The sequence below is a fragment of the Pseudorhodoplanes sinuspersici genome, from assembly GCF_002119765.1.
Classification (GTDB): domain Bacteria; phylum Pseudomonadota; class Alphaproteobacteria; order Rhizobiales; family Xanthobacteraceae; genus Pseudorhodoplanes; species Pseudorhodoplanes sinuspersici.
Genome location: NZ_CP021112.1, coordinates 3,407,002 through 3,431,596, shown reverse-complemented (window position 1 = coordinate 3,431,596; position 24,595 = coordinate 3,407,002). Strand labels below are relative to the sequence as shown.

General features: G+C 61.5%; 26 protein-coding genes and 1 tRNA gene. 17 read left to right on the top strand and 10 right to left on the bottom strand.

What is annotated here, in order from left to right; translation table 11 throughout:
• The first annotated feature begins 27 nt into the window (after positions 1 to 27).
• From CAK95_RS16630 to CAK95_RS16595, 8 genes are all read left to right on the top strand, one after another.
• On the top strand, positions 28 to 861 hold the full coding sequence (locus CAK95_RS16630) for an ABC transporter ATP-binding protein (protein ID WP_086091472.1): 834 nt from the start codon (positions 28 to 30) through the stop codon (positions 859 to 861).
• Positions 858 to 1,619, top strand: coding sequence for an ABC transporter permease (locus CAK95_RS16625; protein ID WP_086088913.1), 762 nt, complete (start codon positions 858 to 860; stop codon positions 1,617 to 1,619). Before CAK95_RS16630 ends, CAK95_RS16625 begins: the two co-directional genes overlap by 4 nt.
• Positions 1,620 to 1,629: 10 nt before the next feature.
• The gene (locus CAK95_RS16620) at positions 1,630 to 2,436 is read left to right on the top strand and encodes an IclR family transcriptional regulator (protein ID WP_183044339.1); all 807 of its coding nucleotides are present in this window, start codon (positions 1,630 to 1,632) and stop codon (positions 2,434 to 2,436) included.
• Between the two features lie 171 nt (positions 2,437 to 2,607).
• Complete coding sequence (locus CAK95_RS16615; protein WP_157699652.1) at positions 2,608 to 3,636, top strand: BMP family protein; 1,029 nt, start codon at positions 2,608 to 2,610, stop codon at positions 3,634 to 3,636.
• Complete coding sequence (locus tag CAK95_RS16610) at positions 3,623 to 5,197, top strand: ABC transporter ATP-binding protein (RefSeq protein WP_183044340.1); 1,575 nt, start codon at positions 3,623 to 3,625, stop codon at positions 5,195 to 5,197. Before CAK95_RS16615 ends, CAK95_RS16610 begins: the two co-directional genes overlap by 14 nt.
• On the top strand, positions 5,194 to 6,297 hold the full coding sequence (locus CAK95_RS16605) for an ABC transporter permease (protein WP_086088909.1): 1,104 nt from the start codon (positions 5,194 to 5,196) through the stop codon (positions 6,295 to 6,297). The genes CAK95_RS16610 and CAK95_RS16605 overlap by 4 nt, the downstream gene beginning before the upstream one ends.
• A gap of 2 nt (positions 6,298 to 6,299) precedes the next feature.
• Positions 6,300 to 7,223, top strand: coding sequence for an ABC transporter permease (locus CAK95_RS16600; RefSeq protein ID WP_086088908.1), 924 nt, complete (start codon positions 6,300 to 6,302; stop codon positions 7,221 to 7,223).
• A 46-nt stretch (positions 7,224 to 7,269) separates the two neighbouring features.
• Complete coding sequence (locus tag CAK95_RS16595; RefSeq protein WP_086091471.1) at positions 7,270 to 8,658, top strand: amidase; 1,389 nt, start codon at positions 7,270 to 7,272, stop codon at positions 8,656 to 8,658.
• Between the two features lie 28 nt (positions 8,659 to 8,686).
• Here the strand turns inward: CAK95_RS16595 and CAK95_RS16590 are convergent, their stop codons facing one another.
• Positions 8,687 to 9,139, bottom strand: a complete 453-nt coding sequence (locus tag CAK95_RS16590; RefSeq protein ID WP_086088907.1) for a winged helix-turn-helix transcriptional regulator — start codon at positions 9,137 to 9,139, stop codon at positions 8,687 to 8,689.
• Positions 9,140 to 9,251: 112 nt separating this feature from the next.
• On the opposite strand from CAK95_RS16590, the gene CAK95_RS16585 reads away from it, so the two are divergent.
• A complete protein-coding gene (locus CAK95_RS16585) occupies positions 9,252 to 10,586 on the top strand; it encodes an MFS transporter (RefSeq protein ID WP_086088906.1) in 1,335 nt (444 codons plus the stop codon).
• Between the two features lie 98 nt (positions 10,587 to 10,684).
• Here the strand turns inward: CAK95_RS16585 and CAK95_RS16580 are convergent, their stop codons facing one another.
• The 5 genes from CAK95_RS16580 to CAK95_RS16565 form a co-directional block, all read right to left on the bottom strand.
• Complete coding sequence (locus CAK95_RS16580; RefSeq protein WP_086088905.1) at positions 10,685 to 11,569, bottom strand: aldo/keto reductase family oxidoreductase; 885 nt, start codon at positions 11,567 to 11,569, stop codon at positions 10,685 to 10,687.
• A 156-nt stretch (positions 11,570 to 11,725) separates the two neighbouring features.
• Positions 11,726 to 11,923 (bottom strand): hypothetical protein, encoded by a 198-nt coding sequence (locus CAK95_RS29270; RefSeq protein WP_147413715.1) that lies wholly within the window; start codon positions 11,921 to 11,923, stop codon positions 11,726 to 11,728.
• A 72-nt stretch (positions 11,924 to 11,995) separates the two neighbouring features.
• Positions 11,996 to 12,271, bottom strand: a complete 276-nt coding sequence (locus CAK95_RS16575) for a DUF2312 domain-containing protein (RefSeq protein ID WP_086088904.1) — start codon at positions 12,269 to 12,271, stop codon at positions 11,996 to 11,998.
• 179 nt (positions 12,272 to 12,450) lie between these two features.
• Positions 12,451 to 13,224, bottom strand: a complete 774-nt coding sequence (locus tag CAK95_RS16570) for a ferredoxin--NADP reductase (RefSeq protein WP_086088903.1) — start codon at positions 13,222 to 13,224, stop codon at positions 12,451 to 12,453.
• A gap of 491 nt (positions 13,225 to 13,715) precedes the next feature.
• Positions 13,716 to 14,009, bottom strand: coding sequence for a DUF1244 domain-containing protein (locus tag CAK95_RS16565; protein WP_086091470.1), 294 nt, complete (start codon positions 14,007 to 14,009; stop codon positions 13,716 to 13,718).
• A gap of 200 nt (positions 14,010 to 14,209) precedes the next feature.
• Here CAK95_RS16565 and CAK95_RS16560 point away from each other — a divergent pair, with 200 nt between their 5' ends.
• The 4 genes from CAK95_RS16560 to CAK95_RS16545 all read left to right on the top strand — a co-directional run bounded on the left by CAK95_RS16560 (position 14,210) and on the right by CAK95_RS16545 (position 18,153).
• Positions 14,210 to 15,520, top strand: a complete 1,311-nt coding sequence (locus tag CAK95_RS16560) for a glycerate kinase type-2 family protein (protein ID WP_086088902.1) — start codon at positions 14,210 to 14,212, stop codon at positions 15,518 to 15,520.
• Positions 15,521 to 15,632: 112 nt separating this feature from the next.
• Positions 15,633 to 16,145: a DUF1036 domain-containing protein gene (locus CAK95_RS16555; protein ID WP_086091469.1), complete on the top strand. Its 513-nt coding sequence runs from the start codon at positions 15,633 to 15,635 to the stop codon at positions 16,143 to 16,145.
• Positions 16,142 to 17,575: a pyruvate kinase gene (pyk, locus tag CAK95_RS16550; RefSeq protein WP_086088901.1), complete on the top strand. Its 1,434-nt coding sequence runs from the start codon at positions 16,142 to 16,144 to the stop codon at positions 17,573 to 17,575. The genes CAK95_RS16555 and pyk overlap by 4 nt, the downstream gene beginning before the upstream one ends.
• A gap of 203 nt (positions 17,576 to 17,778) precedes the next feature.
• Complete coding sequence (locus tag CAK95_RS16545; RefSeq protein WP_086088900.1) at positions 17,779 to 18,153, top strand: TonB family protein; 375 nt, start codon at positions 17,779 to 17,781, stop codon at positions 18,151 to 18,153.
• Between the two features lie 33 nt (positions 18,154 to 18,186).
• Here CAK95_RS16545 and CAK95_RS16540 read toward each other — a convergent pair whose 3' ends face one another.
• The 3 genes from CAK95_RS16540 to CAK95_RS16530 form a co-directional block, all read right to left on the bottom strand.
• On the bottom strand, positions 18,187 to 18,792 hold the full coding sequence (locus CAK95_RS16540) for a tetratricopeptide repeat protein (protein ID WP_086088899.1): 606 nt from the start codon (positions 18,790 to 18,792) through the stop codon (positions 18,187 to 18,189).
• 93 nt (positions 18,793 to 18,885) lie between these two features.
• The gene (gene ykgO / locus CAK95_RS16535) at positions 18,886 to 19,011 is read right to left on the bottom strand and encodes a type B 50S ribosomal protein L36 (protein WP_011509735.1); all 126 of its coding nucleotides are present in this window, start codon (positions 19,009 to 19,011) and stop codon (positions 18,886 to 18,888) included.
• 226 nt (positions 19,012 to 19,237) lie between these two features.
• A complete protein-coding gene (locus tag CAK95_RS16530) occupies positions 19,238 to 19,483 on the bottom strand; it encodes a hypothetical protein (RefSeq protein WP_086088898.1) in 246 nt (81 codons plus the stop codon).
• A 185-nt stretch (positions 19,484 to 19,668) separates the two neighbouring features.
• On the opposite strand from CAK95_RS16530, the gene CAK95_RS16525 reads away from it, so the two are divergent.
• From CAK95_RS16525 to CAK95_RS16510, 4 genes are all read left to right on the top strand, one after another.
• Positions 19,669 to 19,743, top strand: a tRNA-Val gene (locus CAK95_RS16525).
• A 220-nt stretch (positions 19,744 to 19,963) separates the two neighbouring features.
• The gene (locus CAK95_RS16520; protein ID WP_086088897.1) at positions 19,964 to 20,740 is read left to right on the top strand and encodes an SAM-dependent methyltransferase; all 777 of its coding nucleotides are present in this window, start codon (positions 19,964 to 19,966) and stop codon (positions 20,738 to 20,740) included.
• Between the two features lie 126 nt (positions 20,741 to 20,866).
• Positions 20,867 to 22,201, top strand: a complete 1,335-nt coding sequence (locus tag CAK95_RS16515) for an APC family permease (RefSeq protein ID WP_245303432.1) — start codon at positions 20,867 to 20,869, stop codon at positions 22,199 to 22,201.
• A 219-nt stretch (positions 22,202 to 22,420) separates the two neighbouring features.
• Positions 22,421 to 24,028, top strand: a complete 1,608-nt coding sequence (locus CAK95_RS16510; RefSeq protein ID WP_086088895.1) for a phytoene desaturase family protein — start codon at positions 22,421 to 22,423, stop codon at positions 24,026 to 24,028.
• Positions 24,029 to 24,114: 86 nt separating this feature from the next.
• Here the strand turns inward: CAK95_RS16510 and cpdR are convergent, their stop codons facing one another.
• Positions 24,115 to 24,486, bottom strand: coding sequence for a cell cycle two-component system response regulator CpdR (gene cpdR, locus CAK95_RS16505; RefSeq protein WP_245303867.1), 372 nt, complete (start codon positions 24,484 to 24,486; stop codon positions 24,115 to 24,117).
• Between the last annotated feature and the right edge of the window lie 109 nt (positions 24,487 to 24,595).

Genomic DNA, 24,595 nt, shown 5'->3' with positions numbered 1-24,595 from the left:
GGGACGAACGGAAAGATGGAGCAGCAAATGAGCGCGATCCAGCACGCCTTTCGACCTGAGCCGATAAGTGTGCCGTCGTCTCCGGCCGTCGGCGCCTTCGGCAAGCGCCCGCATGTGACCATCCGTGGCCTCAGCAAACGCTTCGACAAGGCGGTCATCTACGACAATTTCGATCTCGACATTCCGCGCGGCGAACTGATTTCCGTGTTCGGCCCGAACGGCTGCGGCAAGAGCACCTTGATCAACATGATCGCCGGCCTCATCCCGGTCGATGCCGGCCAGATTCTGTTCGACGGCATGCTGCTGTCGGAAATCAAGTTCGGCTATGTGTTCCAGAACTATCGCGAGGCGCTGTTTCCCTGGATGCGCGCCTTCGACAACATCTCCTACCCTTTGAAGATGATGAAAGTGCCGGCAGCGGAGCGAAAGGCGCGCACGGAAAAGCTGGTGGCGCATCTCGGCGTCAAGCTCGACCTCAACAAATATCCCTATCAGATGTCCGGCGGCCAGCAGCAGCTCGTCTCGATCATGCGCGCGCTGATCGTCGAGCCGGAAATCCTGTTCCTCGACGAGCCGTTCTCTGCGCTCGACTATGAAATGACGCTGTTCATGCGCGAGCAGTTGCAGAAGCTGTTCATGGAGACCGGCACCACCACGGTACTGGTCTCGCACGATCTCGAAGAGGCGGTCTATCTCGCGGATCGCGTGTTGCTGCTGTCGCGCTATCCGGCGCGAGTCGCCGATTTTGTGCAATACGATGGCGTGCGGCCGCGCACAGACGCGACGCTGTCGGAGCCGGACTTCGTGCGCACCAAGGCGCATTGTCTTGACGTGTTCCAGCGCGAGGTGCGCCGCTCATGATCTCAAAACGCCTCGAGCCGTTCCTGCCGATGGTCGGCGTCCTCGGCCTGCTCGCGATCTGGTCGCTGGCGACCGCCAGCAAATGGGTCGATCCGGTCTTGCTGCCCTCGCCCATTACGACGTTCCAGTCCTTCTGGAAGGGCATGGATGGCGGCCCGCTCGGCTTCGATTTCGTCAAGACCGTCTATCGCACGGCGATGGCGACACTGTTTGCCGCGGTAATCGCGATTCCGCTTGGCATCGTGCTCGGCTCGTCGGAGCGGCTCTACCGCTCGCTGGAATTCGTGATCGATTTCTTCCGCTCGACACCGGCTTCGGCGATGTTCCCGCTTTTCCTCGTGCTGTTCGGCGTCGGCGACGAAACCAAGATTTCGGTCGCCGCCTTCGGCGCCATTCTGGTGATCCTGTTCAACGTCGCCTATGGCGTGATGAATGCGCGCAAGACACGTCTGCTGGCCGCCAAGGTGATGGGCGCCTCGCGCCTGCGCGTCCTGTTCGACGTGATGTTGCTCGAGTCGCTGCCGCAGACCTTCGTCGGTCTGCGCAATGGCGTCTCGCTCGCGCTGGTCATCATCGTGGTGGCGGAAATGTTCATCGGCTCGCAGGACGGGCTCGGCCACAGCGTGTTCGAGGCACAGCAATTGTTCGACATGCCGCGCATGTATGCGGCCATCTTTGCCGCCGGCGCGCTCGGCTATGCGCTCAATCTTCTATTCCTCGTGGCCGAGCGCAGCTTCGTGCATTGGGGCGGCAAATAGGACAACCGGCATGGGCCGCACCGGCGAAGACGGGCACGATCGGCGGGATGACCATAACGGCCTCATCCGCTCGGTCGATCGTGCACTCGATCTGCTGGAAACAATTTCAGCGCAGCCGTCTGGACTGAGTCTTGTTGATCTCGCACGGCAAACCACGCTGCCGGCCTCGACCACCCATCGGCTGCTGACAACGTTGCAGCAACGGGGCTTCGTTCGCTTCGACCGGACACGTGGCCGCTGGCTCATTGGCCGCGCAGCACTCACTGTCGGCGCGAATTACGCCGGCTCCCGCGATATGGTGGCGCTCGCCCGCCCGATCCTGCAACGCTTCAGCGCGGCCTGCGGGGAGATGATCAATCTTGGTGTCATCGACAACGGCCAAGTGGTGTTTCTTCAGCGCGTCGATCCCCGCGCCCGCAAGAGTTACGTTCCGGCCAGCGCGCCCGCCATCCCGCTGCATTGCTCCAGCATCGGCAAGACGCTGCTGGCGGTGCTGCCTGAGCGGGAGCTGCAGAATGCCATCTCTCCGCACAAGCTTGTGCCGCTGACACCGAATACCATCGTCAATGAGCGCGCGTTTCGCCGGGAGCTTGAAACCGCCTGCAAAAACGGCTTCGCGGTCGATGACGAAGAAAACACGATCGGTCTGCGATGCATCGCTGCGCCGGTTTTTGATGAATATCGTCGGCCGGTTGCTGCGGTGTCGATGGCGGCACCGGCTGATCGCCTGAAAAAGAGGCAGGTTGCCGCCAATGGAGCGATGATCAAGGCAGCCGCCGGTGAGCTCACCGCGCTCTGGGGCGGCTTCTCCGCCTGATCGCCGATACAAGCCAATGTCAGCCATGACATGCAGGGCTTTTTCCAGCCGCCATCCCACCAGATGGAAACGCGGTCCCGTCCGGCCGGACTGGATACGAATCTTGCATCTCCCCTCCTGACTGCCGCCGCGCGTGCCATCGCGCCGGAGTCCAAGGTTCAGGAGGTTGTCATGGTCAAGATCACACCAAAAGCGATATCGCGCTGGATGAAGCTGCTTGGAACGGCGGCACTGGCTGGTGCCGTATTCGCTGGTCCCGCTTTCGCCCAGGAAAAAGCCGCGTTCCTCTTCCCCGGCAGCATCAATGACCAAAGCTGGAACGCGCAGGGCTATGCCGGCGCCGAGAAGCTCAAGTCCCTCGGCTGGCAGATCGGCTACACCGAGAACGTGCAGGCTGCCGACATGGTGGAGGCTTTGCGCGACTATGCGCGGCAGGATTACAAGGTCGTCGTCGGCCATACAGGCCGTTTCCTCTCGGCGGCACAACGTGTCGGACCGGATTTTCCAAAGACACTGTTCATCGTCGGTTCGGGTTCGGCCGGCGCCGGCGACAACGTCACCTCCATCGACTACGACAATGCACAGTTCGGCTATCTCATGGGTGTGCTCGCCGCCCGCATGAGCAAGACCGGCAAGATTGCGTCGGTGAACAGCCTTGAAGGCTTGCCGAATGTCGTTGCGCAGGTTGGCGGCTTCCGCAAGGGCGCCAAAAGCGTGAACCCCAACATCGAGGTGAAGGTCGTCTACATCAAAGGGATGGAAGACGCCGCTGAAGCCAAGGAAGCTGCGCTGTCGCTGATCGCGGGCGGTGCCGACTTCATCTTCGGCAAGCTCAATGCCGGGCAGGCCGGCCTGATCCAGGCGGCAAAGGAAAAGGGCGTCTATGTGAGCGGCCGCTCTTTCGGTCACACTGCGATTGCGCCTGACAACGTGCTGACCAACATCGTCGAGAAATGGTCCGACATGTATTCCGCCGCGGCCGAAGCCAACAAGAAAGACAAGGTCGGCGGCAAATACATGCTTTTTGGCTTCAACACGCCGGGCTCGACCGGCGCGGACCTGCGCGTCAGCGCGGAGAAGGCCTATAATGCCAAAGTCCCGGACACCGTGATCGCCGAGATCGAAGCCCTGAAAAAGCAATTCGCTTCGGGTGAGCTGAAGGTCTCGGTCACGCGCGATGATGCACGTGGCGGCACCTGACCTTCACGATCTGCCTGTCAGCCGGGACGGCATTGCCATGCTGGAGATGCGCGGCATCTGCAAAACCTATGGTACGGTCCGCGCCAATCGCAACATCGATCTCGATGTCGCGGCTGGCCGGATCGTCGGCCTTCTCGGCGAGAATGGCTCCGGCAAAAGCACGCTGATGAAAGTGCTGTTCGGCATTGTCGCAGTCGATGCCGGAACCATCACCTTCAAGGGCAAGCCGCTCATTGCGCATAATCCACGCACGGCGATTGCGGCAGGCCTTGGCATGATCCACCAGCATTTCACGCTGGTCGATGCCATGACGGTGACCGAGAATGTCATGCTGGGCTGGGACCGCGCCGGTCATTGGCTTCGCCCGATCGAAATTGCCGAGCTGATCCGCACCACCAGCCGCACTTATGGCCTCGATCTTGATCCCGACGCAATCGTCGGCGACCTGCCGCATGGCCAGCGGCAGCGCGTCGAAATCGTGAAGGTGATCCTGCGTGGCGCCGAGCTTCTCATTCTGGACGAACCGACGTCCAACCTCAGCCCGCCGGAAATCCGCGGACTGCTCGATGTGATGCGCCGTCTGCGCGAGCAGGGCCGCGGCGTCATCTTCATCTCGCACAAACTCGATGAAGTGCTGGAGATCTGCGACGACATCGTGGTCCTGCGCGACGGCGAAGTGACCGGACGCTGCACCGCTTCGGGCGCCACCAAAGCGGATATCGCGCAGATGATGGTCGGGCGCGACGTCACCACGACAGTTGAAAAAGCCGGACATGCGCCGGGCGCGGCGGTGCTGCATGTCGTGAAACTGTGCCGCCGCGACGACGCCGGCATCGAGCGGCTGCGCGATATTTCATTCTCTCTGCATGCGGGCGAAATCCTCGCGGTCGCCGGCGTTGATGGCAATGGACAATCGGATCTTGTCGACGTGCTGGCGGGATTGCGTGACGCCACCGGAGGCGGCATCGATCTCGCAGGCCTCGACATCACACGCCTGCCCGTTGCCGAGCGGCTGGCAGCCGGCCTGTCCTATATTCCTGTCGACCGCGCGACCACGTCACTCGTGCCGGCGATGAGTGTCGCCGACAATCTGGCCTTGCGCGAGTTTGATCGTGCGCCCTTCTCCCGGCGCGGCTGGCTGCGCCGGCGCGCTTTCGAAGATCACGCCGCCGAACGCATGCGCCATTTCGGCATCCGCGCCGCAGGACCGGATGCACCGGCCCGCACCTTGTCCGGCGGCAACCAGCAGAAGATCGTGGTGGCGCGCGAGATCGGCCGCAAGCCCAAAGTGCTGATGGCCTTCCAGCCGACATGGGGGCTTGATCCCGGCGCCACGCGCTTTGTCGTCGATCAGCTCATCGCGTTGCGCGATGCCGGCGGCGCCATCCTCTATCTGTCTTCGTCTCTCGATGAGGTTCTGATGCTGGGTGACCGCATCGCCGTGATGTATGGCGGACGGCTGTCGCAGCCGGTGCCGCGTGAAGACGCCGACATCACCGAAATCGGCCTGATGATGGCCGGCGCCGGCGCGATGGCGCAGACCGGCAGCCGGGCGGCATGACCATGGCCGCCAGCGAGACAGAAGGCGTGCGGGACAAAACGCCCGGCTTCCTCGAACGCGCAATGGCCACGCTGGCATCGAGCGGCGGCCTGCGTACATTTCTGCTGGCCTGTGCCGCGATTGGCCTCGCGCTTGCCGTCACCGGCCTGTTGATCCTGCTTGCCGGCAAGAATCCGTTTTATGCCTATTGGGCGCTGATCAAGGGCGCGGTCGGCACCACCGGGCGCCTCGCCTTCGCACTCAACAAGAGCACGCCTTACATTCTCGCTGGCGTCGGTGTCGCTCTGTGCTTCCGTGCCAAGATCATCAATATCGGCGCGGAGGGTCAGATCGCAGTCGGCGGAATCGCTGCGACCTACGTCGCGCTCAATTTCCTGTCGCTGCCGCCATTTCTGCTGATTACGTTTGCGCTTGCCGCAGGAGCGATCTGCGGCGCGGCCTGGTCCGCGCTCGCTGCCATCATCCGCCTCAAACGCGGCGTACACGAAGTCCTTTGCACCTTGCTCCTGAATTTTGTCGGCGTGCTCCTGGTCAGCGAGGCGCTGCATGGCGACATGGGTGAACCGGGTGCCGGCTTTCCGCAGTCGCCGCTGTTCGAACGCGCAGCCTGGCTTCCGAAATTGCTGCCCGGAACCGACCTCCATATCGGCATCCTCTTTGCCATCGTCGCGGTTGTTGCCGGCCACATCCTGCTCTGGCGCACGACCTTCGGCTTCCGCTTGCGCGTCCTCGGCGCGAGTCCGCAAGCCGCCAACTATGTCGGCCTCTCGACGCCGCGCTGTGTCTTCGGTGTGATGGCGATTGCCGGAGCCTTGGCAGGATTCGCCGGCGGCATCGAAGTGCTCGGCGTGCACTACCGGCTGATCGAGGGCTTCTCCGCGGGCTTCGGCTTTAACGCCGTCGCCGTCGCACTGATCGCCTCGGTCAATCCGATCGCGGTGCTGCCGGCCGGATTGTTCTTTGGCTTTCTGGAGGCCGGTGCGCTGGCCATGCAGCGCGAAGTCGGTGTGCCCTCGTCGCTTGTCTTCGTCATCCAGGGCCTGACCATGGTGTTCGTTCTCTGCGCCATCGGCATCGGCGCACGGCAACAGAAGGTGTGAGCATGGATGCCGCCGGCCTGATCGATATTTTCGCAGCGACCGTGCGCATCGCCACGCCGCTTCTGTTCTGCGCCCTGGGCGGCCTGATTTCCGAACGCGCCGGAACGTTCGCGGTCGGCATCGAGGGGATGATGCTGGCTGGCGCCTTCGGCGGCGCCATTGCGGTGCTGACCACCGCGAGCCCCTCGCTCGGTCTGCTCGTCGCTGCGCTCAGCGGCGCAACGCTCGCTGTTGTCGTTGCGATTGCGACCACGAAATTCCGCGCCGACCAGATGGTGACGGGCCTTGCCGTCAATATTCTCGCGCTCGGGCTGACCAGCTTCCTGCTGCGCGGCCTGTTTGGTGGACGTGCGCCGGTGATCCGCCTGCAAACACTTGGTCCCTGGCCGGTGCCCTTTCTCTCCGACATTCCCGTGCTCGGACCGGTCCTGTTCCGGCAGCCGGCCCTTGTCTATCTCGCGCTCGGACTGACCATTGGTGTCTATGTCTATCTCGCAAAAACCCGCAGCGGCTTGATGCTGCGCGCGGTTGGCGAAAACCCGGACGCCGCCTATGCGGTTGGCACCAATCCGGTGCTGGTGCGCATGATGGCAATCATCGTCGGCGGTGCTTTCGCGGGACTTGGCGGCGCGGTGCTGTCGCTGCAGGAAGTCGGCACCTTCACCGACGGCATGACCAACGGCCGCGGCTTCATTGCACTTGCGGCCATCATTGTCGGACGCTGGACGCCGTTCGGTGCGCTGTTCGGCTGCCTGTTGTTCGGCGCGGTCGCCGCGCTCGAACTGCGCGTGCATGGCTGGGGCCTGCCGGTCTCATCCTATGTGATCCAGATGATTCCCTATATCGTGGCCCTGGCCCTGCTCGCCGGTATCGGCCGGTCGGCGCGCATGCCGGCGGCCATCGGCACACCGTTTGCCCGGCACTGAAACGGAGTGCGCTGACACCAATGCGCATCGCAGCGATTTCCCGCGCATGAAACACATCGAGACGCATCAGCTCTGGCAATTGTCGGCAGGCGAACTGGCCGCCGCTTATCGCGCCGGCATGGCGACACCGGATACCGTGTTGCAAGCCGTTCTCGATCGTTGCGAGGACGTCAATCCGCGCATCAATGCCGTTGTCACGCTCGATCATCCCGGCGCACGAGAAGCCGCCGACGCCAGCACACACCGGTGGCGGGCTGGAGAAGCCTTCGGACCCCTCGACGGCGTGCCGGTGACCGTCAAGGACAACATTCTCGTCAAGGGCCTGCGCGCGACCTGGGGCAGCAAGCTTTATGCGGACTTCGTTCCCGAGATCGACGAAGAGCCGGTCGCGCGTTTGCGCGCCGCCGGCGCCGTGATCCTCGGCAAAACCAACGTCCCGGAATTCACGCTGCACGGTTACACCGACAATGCGCTGTTCGGTCCGACCGGCAATCCCTTCAATCCGGCGCTGACTCCGGGCGGATCGAGCGGCGGCGCCGTGGCGGCGGTGGCAGCGGGCATCGGCCCCCTTGCCTTGTGCACCGATGGCGGCGGCTCGATCCGCCGTCCGGCCGCGCACACCGGCCTTGTCGGCTTCAAGCCATCCCGCGGCACGGTCCCGCGCGCGAACGGATTTCCGGCGATCCTGCACGATTTCGAGGTGGCGGGACCAGTCGCCCGCAATGTCGGCGACATCATTCTGGCGATGAATGCGATCGGCGGGAAAAGCTGGAGGCAATCCGATTCCGGCTTTGCCAAGACGCCGCTCCGCATCCACTACGCGCGGACATTTTCCGGTGCTCCGGTCGATGCTGATATCGCAAAGGCCGCCGATGACATTGCGGCCGAGCTTGCGCGCCAGGGACACAGCGTGGATCGCGCAGACAGCTTCGATCTCGCCGCGCCGATCGCCGATGTCTGGCCGGTCATCAGCCAGACCGGCCTCGCCTGGCTTCTGTCGCAGCACAAGGATGCTGATGAAAAGATCAATTTGATGCTGGCGGACATGGCGCGCAACGGACGCGCCTATTCCGCCGCCGATTATCTGAATGCACTCGACATCATCAAGCATGTCGACCGCGATGTCGAAGGCCTGTTCGATGAGTGCGATCTGTTGCTGACACCTGCGACCGCGGCGATGCCATGGCCGGCGACGCAATCGCATCCGACAACGATTGCGGGACAAACGGTCGGCCCGCGCGGCCATGCGGTGTTCACGCCGTTTGCCAATGCGCTCGGCCTGCCGGCGATCAGCCTGCCATGCGCATCATGGCCGCAGGACATGCCGGTCGGTTTTCAGCTCTGTGCCGCCCGCGGGCAGGACGCAGCCTTGCTCGCCTTCGCCAGAGACTATGAAGCGCGCACCGCATGGCAGACGCGCTGGCCGGCGCTTTGATCACGGAACGGGCGCCCGATCCGCCGCTTCATTCTCCTTCTCGCACCTTCAGAATCACCGCGTCGTCCGGACCGATGGGCCGGCCGTCCTGTGTTCGGACTTCGAGCTGAACGGACTGGCCGGTCGTGCGGTCTACCAACAGCGAATGTGTCTCTTGGGGAGCGAACAGATGGCGCTCGCCGAACTGCCTGAGCGCCACCATCACTGGGAACAGATCTTTCCCCATCGGTGTCAGGCGATATTCCATGCGCGCCCCGTCTTCACTGGCGGGCGCGAGTTCCAGAATGCCGCTCGCGACCAGGGTCCGCAGGCGCTCAGCGAGAATGTTCTTGGCGATGCCAAGGCTCTTCTGAAACTCGCTGAAGCGCGTCAGCCCATCAAAGGCGTCGCGCACAATGAGCAACGACCACCAGTCGCCGATCACGTCCAGGGAACGTGCACTGGGACAGTAGTCCCCTTTAAGGCTTTTTCGCGCGACCATTCCGCTTAGCTCCGCGCCCCTTCGGCAGCAGCCAAATTTGGTTGCATAATTAAACCAATCCTGCTAGCCATTGATTGGTTGCATAATTAAACCAACCGTCTTGGGATTTGCAATGAATATCAGGCAAGACGCGACGCCTTCGGGTGGCGCGAATGATGTCGCGCGCGCTCGGATCGGGCAGGAAATCCCAGGTGCGAGCGGAACCGGTACGGCGTTCGCCCCTTCCGCGAGCCCGTCATCACTCACGCGCCCCACTCTTTTTCTGTTCGCCGTGGCAAGCGGCCTTGCGGTCGCCAATGCTTATTTCGCTCATCCGCTTCTCGATGTGATGGCCGACGATCTCAGGCTCTCGCGCACCGTTGCGGGCCTCATCGTAGGAGCGACGCAGCTCGGCTATGGCATAGGCCTTATCTTCCTAGTGCCGCTCGGCGATCTCGTTGATCGACGAAAGCTCATCATCGCGCAGTCGTTGCTGTCAGTTCTGGCGCTGCTCTGTGTCGGCCTTTCAACCTCCGCGGCGATGTTGCTGGCTTCAATGGCGGCCGTTGGACTCCTGGCGGTCGTAACGCAGGCATTGGTCGCTTACGCTGCCAGCCTCGCCCGCCCGTCTGAACGGGGCCATATTGTCGGCATCGTTACCAGCGGAATCGTACTCGGCATCCTGCTGGCGCGAAGCGCCGCCGGAACCCTGACCGATCTCTCAGGCTGGCGCGCGGTCTATATCGTCTCCGCACTGCTCACAGGCGTGATTTCACTATTGCTCTGGCGCGCACTCCCACGGCAAGAAAAGCCGCATGCGGGCCTGTCCTACTTGGCTCTCATCGGATCGCTCGCAACGCTCTTGATCGAGGAACCGGTCCTGCGCATCCGCGCCGTGATCGCCATGCTGATCTTCGCCAACATCACGACGCTGCTAACGCCGCTTGTCCTGCCGCTGACCACGCCACCATTTTTCCTGTCACACACCGAAGTCGGCTTGTTCGGCCTCGCGGGGGCAGCGGGCGCGCTCGGAGCGGCTCGGGCAGGACGCTGGGCCGATCTGGGACACGGCCAGCGCACCACAGGGATCGCGCTTGGACTGATGTTGCTCGCCTGGCTGCCGATTTCGCTGTTAGATCATTCCATCCTGTGGCTGATCGCAGGCGTCATCATCATCGATTTCGGCCTGCAGGCGGCGCATGTCACCAATCAGGGAATGATCTATCGAGTCCGGCCAGAGGCCCAAAACCGCCTGACGGCCGCCTACATGGTGTTTTACTCGATCGGCAGTGCGATTGGCTCATCAACGTCGACGATCGTCTACGCCCATGCAGGGTGGACGGGCGTCTGCATCACCGGCGCGGGTATCAGCCTCGCAACGATTATTTTCTGGACGCTCACCTTGCGGGCGACGCCAGCCTTGGCGACTCAACGAGTGATCTACCAGGGCGAACATAGGCGCAGCTAACAGGAGGAGCGGCGCACTGTTGCGGTAATCGGCAGTGGCGCTGGTTAGTTTAACCGCATTACGTATGATCGCTTCCAACCCGTGCTGAACCTCTGCTGTCATGCAATCGAACCAGCGGGCTCGGCAATGCTGTCCAGTTCCCTGAGCGCATCGCCGGGCAGATCGAGATCGGCCGCGGCAAGGTTTTCCCGCAAATGCGCGACCGATGACGTGCCGGGGATCAGAAGGATGTTCGGCGCGCGACGAAGCAGCCAGGCCAGCGCGACCTGCATTGGCGTGGCGCGAAGGCGCGCAGCGATGTCGGACAAGGTGGACGACTGCAACGGGGTGAAGCCACCGAGCGGAAAGAACGGCACATAGGCAATGCCGTCGCGCGCAAGATCATCGATCAGGGCGTCATCGGCCCGATGCGCCAGATTGTACTGGTTCTGCACGCAGACGATCTCGGCGATCCTGCGTCCTTCCGCGATCTGCGCGGGCGTGGCGTTGCTCAAGCCGATATGGCGCACCAGCCCCTGCCGCTGAAGCTCGGCCAGGACGATCAACGGCGCCTCGATCGAGCCTTCGGCGGGGCCATGCACATCGAACATGATCCGAAGGTTGACCACGTCGATGACGTCGCGTCCGAGATTGCGCAGATTGTCATGCACGGCCTTCGTCAGTTCTTCGGGCGAGAAAGCCGGACGCCATGATGCATCCGCGCCGCGCAATGCGCCGATCTTGGTGACGATGACGAGATCATCGGGATACGGCGCAAGCGCCTCGCGGATCAGCTGGTTGGTGACATGCGGGCCATAAAAGTCGCTGGTGTCGATGTGGTTCACCCCGGCCGCCACGGCCTCGCGCAGCACGGCCAATGCCGCGTCACGATCCTTGGGCGGGCCAAACACACCGGGCCCTGCGAGTTGCATGGCGCCGTAGCCGAGCCGCTTCACGGTGCGGCCGCCAAGGTGGAATGTGCCGGATCGGTCGAGACGGGGCATGATCTGGTTCCCTTTTGCGATGCGGTCCCCAGATAGCGTTGCCTCGTTCTATCGATAATCAGGCGCAATCCGCACAAGCTGTGCGAATTGGCGTACAATGGCGGCGGATCTGATGGTGATGCGCTTTGGAGAAAAGAAAGCCACGACGAGGCGACGTCACGAGACGACCATCAAGGCGACGATCGTTTCCGCATCACGCCCTTGGCCGAGCAACGACACGTCTACGAGCATGACGGCGCCGGTTATAGGAATATTTTCATGTGAAACAGGGTGACAAAAGGCCGGTTTGACCGGCACTTTTTCACTTTTCGCCCGCGCGGCTTCCCCGGCGCAACGCCCTTCAGGCATCGCCAAGCCGGCCCTTTATCAAAAATACAGTGGTTATCCCGCACTGAAATACTGCAGCAGCGCCCCATCGACCTCTGCTTAGGCGAGCATGCCAAGGGCGTGCATGTAGGTTTCCAGGATCGCGTCCTGTTCCTCGCGCTCGGTCGGCTCGATCTTGCGCAGGCGAACGATGGTGCGCAGCGCCTTGACGTCGAACCCGTTGGCTTTGGCCTCGGCATAGACGTCGCGGATGTCGTCCGAGATTGTCTTTTTTTCCTCTTCGAGCTTCTCAACCCGCTCGATGATGCTCTTGAGCTGGTCCTTCGCGAAATTGACCGAAGGCTCGTCTCTTTCGAGTGCGGCGGACGCGGGCATTTCTACTCATCTCCTCAAACGCATGAGGGATGGTTTTCGGCAGCGGAGGCCAAAGGGTCAAGGACGCATTGCCGCTGCGCCCGTCATCCACAGGTCACAAGAAAACAGCGTGACAGACTGTGCTTTTTAGGTCCTAGGCCGCGCCTTGCCGGTCGCGGCCTGGTTCTACCGTTTGCGTATTACCGCTCGACAAACGCCTTCTCGATCACGAAGTGACCCGGTTCGCTGTGATTGCCTTCATCGAAGCCGAGACCCACGAACATGTTCTTCAAGTCTTCCAGCATCGCCGGGCTGCCGCACATCATGATGCGATCGGTGTCGATCGACAGCGGCGACTGGCCGATATCGTCGAACAGCTTCGCCGACGAGATCAGATCGGTGATGCGGCCGCGGTTGCGGAACGGTTCGCGCGTGACGGTCGGATAATAGACGAGCTTGCCTTCGAGCATCTCGCCGAAGATCTCGTCATTCTTCAGATTGTCGACCACCTGCTCGCCATAGGCCAGTTCCGCGACCTGGCGGCAGCCGTGAACGAGGATGATGTCCTCGTAGCGCTCATAGACCTCGGGGTCCTTGATCAGGCTGACGAATGGCGCGAGACCGGTCCCGGTCGACAGCAGCAGCAGCCGCGATCCCGGCAAGAGATTATCGACAATCAAGGTGCCGGTGGCCTTGCGGCCGACGAGGATGGTGTCGCCTTCGCGGATCAGCTGCAGACGCGAGGTCAGCGGGCCGTCCGGAACCTTGATGCTGAAGAATTCGAGGGATTCCTCGTAATGGGCGCTGGCCATGCTGTAGGCGCGCAGCAGCGGCCGTCCATCGACCTCGAGGCCCATCATGGCAAACTGGCCGCTCTGAAAACGAAAGCCTGGATCGCGGGTTGTGGTGAAGCTGAACAGGGTGTCCGTCCAGTGCCGGACCGAAAGAACCTGTTCCCGGTTGAATGCGCTCATAGCCTATCCTTGGCCCTTCCCATGGGCCCGAAATGCCAAGTGCCGTGGGGATGCCAGTGCATTGCACAAAACGGCGCGTTTTGCACCCCTTAAAGCTTGGAATCGTTAGAAAATCCGGGCGGCCTTGCGAGGTTTGCATGGCAAGGATGAATACTCTCCCGGAGCGGATTTCCGGAGATGGTCCTGCTCCAGGCAGCCCCAAAACGAGAAGGGCTGCCCTTGCGGACAGCCCTTCCATTGTCAAACCGCAGCCCGGTCTCGGACTGGCACTGGCGGCAGATTAAGCCGCGCAGCCCTCGAACGAGCCGAGGGACCAGTTCACAAGAGTCCGCGCAAACGGCGATAGACAATGAGACACTGGATCACCTCCTTTCGGTTGTTAACGATGCCGCGAATCTAGGCAGCCCCTCGCGATTCGAAAAGATCAAAAGACCGGCAGCGGGTGCCCAGCGCGCGATCACCGGAAGGAGATACCGCGTGAGATGTTGACATCAGTGACGGTGGGACTTCTCAAAGGCCGCTTTCTGCTCCGGAGAGGCCTCTTTCTGGTATTTGGCGCGCCATTCGTCATAGGGCATGCCATAGACAACTTCCCGGCTCTGGTCCTTGCTCAGCGCCAGCCCCTTTTCGTCGGCCGCCTCTTTCATCCAGTTGGAGAGACAATTCCTGCAGAATCCGGCGAGATTCATCAGATCGATATTTTGCACATCGGTGCGGGTGCGCAGGTGCTCGACCAAGCGCCTGAAGACGGCGGCCTCGAGCTCGGTGCGGGTTTTGTCGTCCATGGTCGGCTCGGTCATCGTGGATCCTTTTGGCGGCGTCCTACCGTGACCCGGTACATAATCGCGCGGCCGATTCATTTCCACATGCCGTCCGGATCATTGCTGCACGGGGACGAGCTTTGCGTGACTTGGCCTTCGCTCACTCGTAGAAAGGGTTCCCCTTCGGCACGTTCCAATCTCGGCATACCCAAATTGCGGCTTTCATGACCCTCTTGCATAGCGCCGTTCAGCGCCAATTCCTCGAACGCCTGTTTGAAACGGCGGTCGCTGCCGCGCATCCCGCCCGCTTTCTGCACGCCTTGTTGCCGCCCGCACCCGACACCGGCCGTCTCATCATTCTCGCTGCAGGGAAGGCCGCTGGGTCAATGGCCGAGGTTGCGGAAGCGCATTATCTCGACAGCGGCTTTCCGAAAGAGCGCATGCGCGGCATCGCGGTGGCGCGGCACGGCTATGGACGCCCTTTGCGTGTCGTCGAAATGGTCGAAGCCGGCCACCCGGTCCCCGATCAGGCGGGACTCGACGCGGCGGCCCGCACTCTTGAACTTGCCGATACGGCGACCCATGGCGACCTGGTCCTGGTGCTGATGTCCGGTGGTGCCTCCGCCAACTGGATCGCGCCGGTCAATGGTCTCTCGCTGTCGTCGAAACAGGCGGTAACACGGGCCTTGCTGCGCTCTGGCGCGTCGATCAGCGAGATCAACACCGTCCGCAAGCATCTCTCGCGCATCAAGGGTGGCCGGCTGGCACGGCATGCATTTCCGGCGCGTGTCCTGACCATCGGCGTTTCGGATGTGCCCGGGGACGATCCCGCTGTGATCGGCTCCGGCCCCACCGTGCCCGATCCGACCACCCTCGCCGACGCCTCGGCGATTGCCGAACGCTATGGTCTCGAATTGCCGGGCAGTGCGTTTCTCGCCCTGCGCGATCCGCGCAACGAGACACCGAAACCCGACGATCCGCTGTTCAACACCACCGACTATATCCTAGCGGCAAAGCCGCTCGACGCCTTCAAGGCCGCTGAGGCCGATATCCGGACCGCCGGCTATGAATGCATTTTCCTCGGCGATCGCCTCGAGGGCGAAGCGCGTGATATTGCCGCCGAGCAGGCCAAAATGGCGCGCGACTTATCCGCACAGAATCGCCGTGCGGTCATCCTCTCGGGCGGCGAATTGACTGTGACGATCCGCGGCCAAGGCCATGGCGGCCCGAACCAGGAATTTGCACTGAGTTTGGCGATCGCCCTTGAGGGCACACACGGCATTGCCGCCCTGGCCGCAGATACCGATGGGACCGACGGCGGGGCTGGCTCAGCGGATGACCCGGCGGGGGCGTATGTGGATGGACAAAGTGCCGCGCGCGCGAGGGCGCTCGGCCTGGACGCTACAAAATACCTCGCGGACAACAATTCGACAGCTTTCTTTGCTGCCTTGGGTGATCTTGTTTCACCCGGACCGACCTTCACCAACGTCAATGATTTTCGTGCGATCGTCGTGGATCACGTTGACACGGCCTGAAAAATCGCGGCAAAACAGCGGCTTAGGTCGGTTTCGCGTGCCTGCTAGCATCCTCTGAACGACCGTGATCCGATTGGGACCCAGCCTGCTGCTCCGCCTGTTCGACATACCCATGGCGCGTATTGCCGCGCTTGCGGTGATGTTTGTCTGTGTATGGAGCGGCAGCGCGTCTGCGGATTTCCGCCTCTGCAACAATACCGGCGGCAAAGTCGGCATTTCGCTGGGCTACAAGGACAATGACGGCTGGGTCACCGAAGGTTGGTGGAATCTCGCCCCCCGCTCCTGCGAGACGCTCCTGCGCGGCAATCTCGTCGCACGATTTTATTATGTCTATGCCATCGACTACGACCGCGGCGGCGAGTGGTCAGGCAAAGCATTCATGTGTACGCGCGAGAAGGAATATACGATCCGCGGGACCGAGGATTGCCTGGCGCGCGGCTTCGACCGCACCGGCTTTTTCGAAGTCGATACCGGCGAGCAGCGCTCCTGGACCGTGCAGCTCACCGAAACCAGTGACCAGGCTCCGCTGACACCCGGCATTCCATCCGTCACCCTGCCGCAAACCGGAACGCGCCCGCCCACCGGCGTTGTGCCGATCACACCGAATGGAAATCAGAAACGATGAGACGGCAGCGCCGCACCAAAATCGTCGCCACCCTCGGACCCGCCTCGGGTGACCGCAACGTCATCACCCGTCTGTTCGAAGCCGGCGCCGACGTGTTTCGCATCAACATGAGTCATACCTCGCATGACCGCATGCGCGAACTCATCGATATGATCCGTTCGATCGAGCATGAGCAAGGTCGCCCGATCGGTATCCTGGTCGATCTGCAGGGACCGAAGCTGCGGCTTGGAACGTTCGGGGGCGGCTTCACGATGGTGAAGAAGGGCGACACCTTCGTCCTCGATTCCAACAAGGAAGCCGGCGATGCCGGTCGTGTCTATCTGCCGCACCCGGAAATTCTCGAAGCCACGCAGCCCGGTCAGACCTTGCTGCTCGACGACGGCAAGGTTCGACTGATCTGCATCGACAAGGCGCCCGGTCAACTGACGACACGTGTGGAAGTCGGCGGCAAATTGTCGGACCGCAAGGGCGTCAGTTTGCCGGAAACCACACTGCCCTTCTCTGCGCTGACAGAGAAGGATCGCTCCGATCTCGACGCGGCCTTGAATGCAGGCATTGACTGGCTAGCCCTGTCGTTCATCCAGCGGCCGGATGACATAGCGGAAGCCAAGAAAATTGCACGCGGTCGCGCTGCAATCATGGCCAAGATCGAAAAGCCGCAAGCCGTTACACGGCTTGAAGAAATCCTGGAAGTCACCGACTCATTGATGGTTGCGCGCGGCGACCTCGGTGTTGAAATGCCGCTTGAGAAAGTGCCGGGCATTCAGAAGCAGATCACGCGCGCGGCGCGCCGGGCCGGCAAGCCGGTTATCGTCGCAACACAGATGCTGGAATCAATGATCACCAGCCCGGTGCCGACACGCGCTGAAGTCTCGGACGTCTCGATCGCCGTGTTCGAAGGCGCAGATGCGATCATGCTGTCTGCGGAATCCGCCGCCGGGCAATATCCTGTCGAAGCGGTTGCCACCATGAACCGCATTGCCGAGGAAGTGGAGCGCGATCCGACCTATCGCTCCGTCATCCAGGCGCAGCGCGCCGAGCCGGAAGCGACCGGCGCCGACGCGATTGCCGCTGCTGCGCGTCAGATCGCCGAAACGCTCGATCTGTCCACGGTCATCTGCTGGACGTTCTCAGGCTCCACGGCCTTTCGCGTTGCCCGCGAGCGGCCGATGCCGCCTGTCGTCGCGATCTCGCCGAATATCGCAACGGGGCGCAGACTATCGCTGGTCTGGGGCGTGCATTGCGTCGTGGCAGAAGATGCGCACGATCAGGACGACATGGTCGAACGCGCCTGCCGCATCGCCTTCAGCGACGGTTTTGCCAAAGCCGGGCGTCGCGTCATCATCGTCGCCGGCGTGCCGCTCGGTACCCCGGGTGCAACAAACATGCTTCGGATTGCGTTTGTTGGAGCCGATCAGGCCGATCACTAGCAACGCACCTATCGGCGAGTGCGATACTCCGGCTTTTCCCAATGGTACAGAAACAGCTTGTGAATAGTTGGCGGACAACCGACCGCGTGCTTTGGCTGCATTCCCGTCAAGCGGTCAGGAATTAGAAAACCTCTCAACAACCCCGAGCAGCGTTGCACTCCATTGCGCGACGACGGTATCAATTTGCGCACGGAGAAACAACGATGCGCGCTCTTTTTTCTATTTGCTTTCTCTTATGCTTAGTTTGCCCAAGTTCAGTATCCGCACAACATCACAATGCCCAAGGGATTGCCCTCGGCTGGTATACGGACGTCTCGAGAAAAGTTCTTTCACAATTCAGAGGCGCAAAAATCGTGCATTTGCAGCGCAAATACGGGATCAGGCGGGCGACGGCGATCGTTCAGTTTGTCGCGCACAAAACTGGGCGGATTGAATCGGCACGCATCGCGCAGTCCAGCGGTAATGCGGCTTTTGATCGAACCATCGAAAATATAGTGCGATCGATGCGGTTACCGCCCATTCCTGCGGGCTTCACCAATCAACGGGTGGCGTTGAGCCAAGCGCTTCAATTCCACTAGCTGTCTGGCGAAAACGCACTGGCGGTCAGGCGATCAGATATCCCGGCCCTCGACCTTCTCGCCGAGTGACTTGATGAGATCGGGGATGCGCGGCAGATGCGGATTGATCTCGATCGCCTTGCGATAGACCTCTAGAGCCCGCTTGTCCTCACCGAGCTCCTGCATGATCAGCCCAAGTCCGACGAGCGCCCCGAAATGCCGCGGCTCGCGCGCCAGCACTTGCTGGATATCCTCGAGCGCGGGGCCGTAATCCTTGCGCATATAATTGATCGTCGCGCGTCTGTTCCACGCCTCAACATAATCGGGACGCAGCATGACGATGGAATCGAGCAGCGTCACCGCAAGATCGAGATTCTTGACCCCAACCGCAGTCCGCACCCGCGTCATCAGCAGATTGGCCGTGTCGCTCGGAGATATCATCCACAGCGACCAGATCCGCCCCTCCACCGCCTTGGCGGTTTCGGCATCGGGCGCTGCCTTCAAGGCACCGAAGAGGAATTCGATATCCTGGCCGCGCTGGATTTTCGGCAGCTTATCGGGCGGCTGCGGCAGGCCGCCTTCTTGTGCGGCGATCGGGGTCGCGACCAAAAAGGCGCAGATGGCAGCGATCAGACGGAAGCGGATTCGCGCGTAAGGCATGCCCAACAGCTTAAACCCGCCAGACGGGCGGGCAAGCCTTCAAAAGAATCACGCCTGCGTGAAAAAAGCGCCCCTTGGTGGGGCCAAACGGCCTCAGCCCTGACGGGCCTTGAAACGGCGCTGGGTCTTGTTGATCACGTAGACCCGGCCCTTGCGGCGGACGAGACGATTGTCGCGGTGACGCGCACGCAGCGACTTGAGCGAATTGCGGACTTTCATGGCCGATCTCTATTTTTGTCACGGCCGCAGAGCAGCCTATAAACACAAAGGCCGCACGTCGCTGGTGAGCGTTCGCGGCCCGGAATTCGCGCGGAAACTAGGCAGGAGAGACCTGGAAGTCAACGGAATAGCTGCGGAAAGGGTACGATAAGACCCCGAAAACTTGCAAAAAGAAAGGGTTCCGCGACCGGCGCAGCCCTCTCCGTTGGAAAGTTTCCTCCAAATCTCAGGCCGGGCACCAGGGCTTCCAGCACCAGGCGATCGAGGGTTGCCAAGTACCACTCAAGCCGCAGCGCTGCATCGAGCAGGCATTGCCGGTACAGGCGGCCACCTTATAGGTCCAGGGCGAACAGGCCGCCGGCGCTGGCGCCGCCGCTTTCTTGCCACGCGCCAGCGAGTCTGCCGTCGAAACGGCCGTCGCCACCCCTGCTACCGCTACGACCAAGGCGATCTTCGAAACCAACGTCATCATGTGCAGCTCCCCGTGAGGTTCCACCAGCCGATGATTGGAAACGTTTCGTCTGGGCAAATGCCGCCACGCGCGGCCAGAGGGATTTTTTGGGACTGGCGATGAACTCCGGATGAATGTGCACTCCCCGCGCTTGCGTCGGTTCCGGGGAGCGACTATAGGGGCGCCTCATATCCGCAAAATAAAGCGGGCGCGTAGCTCAGCGGAAGAGCACTACCTTGACATGGTAGGGGTCACAGGTTCGATCCCTGTCGCGCCCACCATTCCTCCGGTACCGAACGTCCTCACGATCCGCTTGCGACATGGCAACGCAGACGCGCGCCGGATCGCTACCAGATGCGGGCGGATGACAACCCTCAGCCCCCCTCCTCTTTTTCGCGCATGACACCAAGGGAATAAGCGCAGCGGCTAAGGTGTATCCCGTTGCGATGCCGGCCGGCGCCGGGAAGAATGGCCGGATAGGCCAAGAGGGAGTTCGAAAATATGGCTTCGCGTTTCGCAGTGTTGCGTCCGACCTTCTATGCGTTGACCCTCGTAGCGGGTCTCACGGCCGGTGCTGTCTATGCCCAGCAGGAACCGCGCCTCGACGTCATTTACGTCCCGACGCCGCAGCAGGTGGTGGATCGGATGCTGCAACTCGCCGACGTCAAACAGGGCGATTACATGATCGATTTCGGCTGTGGCGACGGCCGCATGGTGGTGACAGCAGCAAAGCGCGGCGCGCGCGGTTACGGTGTCGACATCAACCCGCAGCGCATCAAGGAAGCCAACGAGAACGCCAAGGCCGCCGGCGTGACCGACAAGGTCGAATTCAAGATCGCCAACCTGTTCGAGGAAGACCTCAGCAAAGCCGACGTAATGGCGATGTATCTCCTCACCGACATCAATCTGCGGCTGCGTCCGAAGATCCTCGACACCATGAAGCCGGGCTCTCGCATCGTCTCGCATGCTTTCGACATGGGAGACTGGAAGCCTGAGGTTCATGAAAATGTCGACGGCCGCAATGTCTATTTCTGGATCGTGCCGGCCAAGGTGAACGGCACCTGGCAGTTCGACGGTCCCAACAAGATGAAGGTGACGCTCGATCAAAAATATCAGTTCTTCACCGGCAAGGCCGAAATGGACGGAAAATCGGTCGACATCACCGACGGCAAGCTGACGGGCGCCGACATATCCTTCACGATTAACGGTCAGACCTATACCGGTAAAGTCGATGGCAACACCATCAGCGGCGCCAATTGGAAGGCCACCAAGGCGTAAAGGCTTTGCAGCGGCCGTCGAAACCGACACAATGAGAAAGACGCTTTCCAGCCGGGGAGCGTCTTTCGTATTTATGATCGCCATTACGACTTTTTAGGGAAGCGCCTCTGGCGCCGGATGACAATCATGGCAACGCAAACCTCCGGCGCACCGCGCGCGAGCCTCTCCGTTCTCGATGGCGCACTGATGATGGTCGGCATCATCATCGGCATCGGCATCTTCAAGACGCCACAGCTTGTGGCAACGTTCAGCCCGAACGAATGGACATTCGTCGGACTTTGGATCGCCGGCGGACTGACCACTCTGATTGGAGCTCTGGTCTACGCGGAATTGGCTGCGGCATATCCTTCGACCGGCGGTGAATATCATTTTCTGACCAGAGCACTCGGGCCGTCGGTCGGCTTCCTGTTTGCCTGGGCACGAACGACCGTTATCCAGACCGGCGCGATTGCCGCCGTCGCCTTTGTACTGGGCGATTATGCGCAAGAAATTTTGCCGCTGGGCTCCTATGGACCGGCGATCTATGCCGGCGCGGGTCTCCTGATCCTGACGCTGATTAACATTTCCGGCACCTACGAAAGCAAAACGGCGCAGAACATCCTCACCACGCTTCTGGTTGCGGCGATGCTGGCCATCGTGATCATCGGCTTCATGAATGGCGGATCGAAAGCGGCGGCTCCCGCTGCCGGCGACTCCGGATACGGCATGGTCGGACTGGCCATGGTGTTCATTCTCCTGACCTATGGCGGCTGGAACGAAGCGGCCTATCTCTCGGCCGATGTGCGCAACGTGCGACGCGACATGGTGCGCATCCTCTTGATCGGCACCGCTATCGTCACCTCCGTCTATGTGCTGGTGAACATCGCTTATCTGATGGCGCTTGGGCTTGAGGGGCTGCGCAAAAGCGACACGATTGCGGCCGATGTCATGCGCGCCGGCCTCGGTCCCATCGGCGCCATGGTGGTGAGCCTCATCGTCTGCTGCGCGGCATTGTCGACCATGAACGCCAGCATCTTCACCGGTGCTCGTTTATATCACGCACTCGGCCAGGATCTCTCGCTCGAGCGCCTACAGGTCTGGGACGCCGCGCGCAACAACCCGCGCAACGCCATCATCCTGCAAAGCGTCATCGCGATGACCCTCGTCTTCTTCGGTGCCATTGCGCGCGACGGATTCAAGGCAATGGTCGAATATACGGCACCCGTTTTCTGGTTCTTCCTGTTGCTGGTTGGCGTCTCGTTCTTTGTGCTGCGGCAGAAGGACCCACAACGCGAGCGGCCGTTCCGTGTCCCGTTGTATCCGGTCGTTCCTGCACTTTTCTGCCTAATTTGCGCCTATCTGGTCTATTCCAGCCTGGTCTATACTGGCCGTGGCGCGCTGTTTGGCGTGGCAGTGCTGGCCGTCGGCATTCCGTTGATGCTGTGGGTCCGCAAAAAGCAATCGGTCGCGCCGGCGGAATAGACATTCACTTTCCCGGCTTTCACGGTGGCCCGGGCCGGAAGAGCACTGGTGTGGCAGTTCAGAAGTCCGCATGATTCCCGCAGCGAGCCCGAAATGCGGACCTCTGAACCAAAGCCACACTGGATTCAATGATTTGCTAGTGTCCTTCGATTCCGAAGTTCGTATAAGAGGCCGCCGCGATAGGATACGAACTTCGGAATCGGGACACTAGGCGCGACAGTGAGCGATCCCTACGACGTGGTCATCATCGGCGCGGGCCATAACGGGCTCGTCTGTGCCGCTTATCTCGGCATGGCCGGACTGAAGGTGAAGATGGTCGAGCGCCGCTCGGAGGTGGGCGGCGCTGCGGTGACGGAAGAATTTTATCCCGGCTTCCGTAACTCGGTCGCGGCTTACACCGTCAGCCTGCTCAATCCCAAGGTGATCCGCGATCTCGAGCTACCATGGCATGGACTGAAAATCGTCGAACGGCGCGCGTTGAACTTTCTGCCGAGCGACGACGGACGCTATCTCCTGACCGGCGAGGGTCGCACGAAGCGCGAGATCGCGAAATTCAGCGAGAAGGACGCGGCGAATTACGATGCGTTCAGCGACGAACTCAACGACATCGCCGATGTGCTGCGCGATTTGGTGCTGCAAGCGCCCCCGAACCTTGTCCAGGGATGGAGCGCGCGGAGTTTCCGCGAGGCATTACGGCTGGCCTTCGTCGGCAAGCGGCTGCGCAACCTCAATATCGAACGCCAGCGCGCCTTGCTTGATCTGTTCGCGAAATCGGCCGCCGATTATCTCGATGGCTGGTTCGAATCCGATCCCGTGAAGGCCGTATTCGGTTTCGACGCCGTGGTCGGCAATTACGCCAGCCCCTACACACCGGGTTCGGCCTATGTGCTGCTGCATCACTGCTTCGGCGAAGTGAATGGCAAGAAGGGCATCTGGGGCCACGCAATAGGCGGCATGGGCGCGATCACGCAGGCGATGGCGAAATCGGCTCGCTCGCGCGGCGTTGATATCGAGACCAAGGCTGGCGTACGCGAGTTGATTGTCGAGAAAAGCCGCACGAATGGCGTTGTACTCGACGATGGCCGCATCATTCGCGCGAGAGCCGTCGTCTCCAACGTCAATCCACGACTGCTTTATGAACGGCTCGTTCCGAACGAAGCTCTACCGCCGGAATTCTCGGCACGGATGAAAAGATGGAAATGCGGTTCCGGCACCTTCCGTATGAATGTCGCGCTCTCGGAATTGCCGAGCTTCACCGTCCTGCCCGCCCGCGCGTGTGGCGACCATCATACCGCCGGAATCATTCTGGCTCCCTCGCTCGGTTATATGGACCGCGCCTACGACGATGCGCGCAAATTCGGCTGGAGCCGCGAGCCGATCGTGGAAATGCTGATTCCATCGACACTCGACGACACACTGGCTCCGAAGGGTCAGCATGTCGCGAGCCTGTTTTGTCAGCATGCCGCGCCGGAACTGCCGGACGGAACATCATGGGATGATCATCGCGACGAGGTCGCCGACCTGATGATCGCGACCGTCGATCGCTTCGCGCCCGGCTTCAAGCAAAGTGTGATTGCGCGCAAGGCGCTGACGCCGCTTGACCTCGAACGCGATTTCGGCCTGATCGGCGGCGACATCTTTCATGGAGCGATGTCGCTCGACCAGATTTTCTCGGCGCGGCCGATGCTCGGCCATGCCGATTATCGGAGCCCCGTTGCCGGTCTTTATCTCTGCGGCTCGGGCACGCATCCTGGCGGCGGCGTTACCGGCGCGCCAGGACATAATGCGGCGAAGGTGATCGTGAGTGATTTGAAGCGGCGGCGTTGATTCTCTCGCATTCCCGACCGCCTCATAGATTCGAGACGCATCGCGTCGCTCTTCACCATGAGACCCCTATAAAGGTTCCGGGACGATCAGGCCGCCAGCATCTTCTGCACCTCGTTAACGAGGTCGCGCAGATGCACTGGCTTTGAGAGAACCTTGGCATGCTTTGGCGCCTGAGAATCCGCATTCAGTGCGACGGCGGCAAAGCCGGTGATGAACATGATCTTGATGTCCGGATCGAGTTCGGAAGCCCGGCGCGCCAGCTCAATGCCATCCATTTCCGGCATCACGATATCGGTGAGCAGCAGTTCGAACGGTTCTTCGCGCAACCGCTGATAGGCCGACAGACCGTTGTCATATGACACCACGTTAAATCCGGCATTTTGCAGAGCCTTCACGAGAAAGCGCCGCATATCGGTGTCGTCTTCCGCAAGCAGGATTTTCGGCAGATCGCTGTTCATCACTCAACTGGTCTCTTGATCCGCCGGGCGGCCGGCCGGAAGCATCCATCCATGTCCAGGGCTGAGATTGCAAGACTGTGCCGGCCGCTCTGGCGATCGGTCTTCCCCC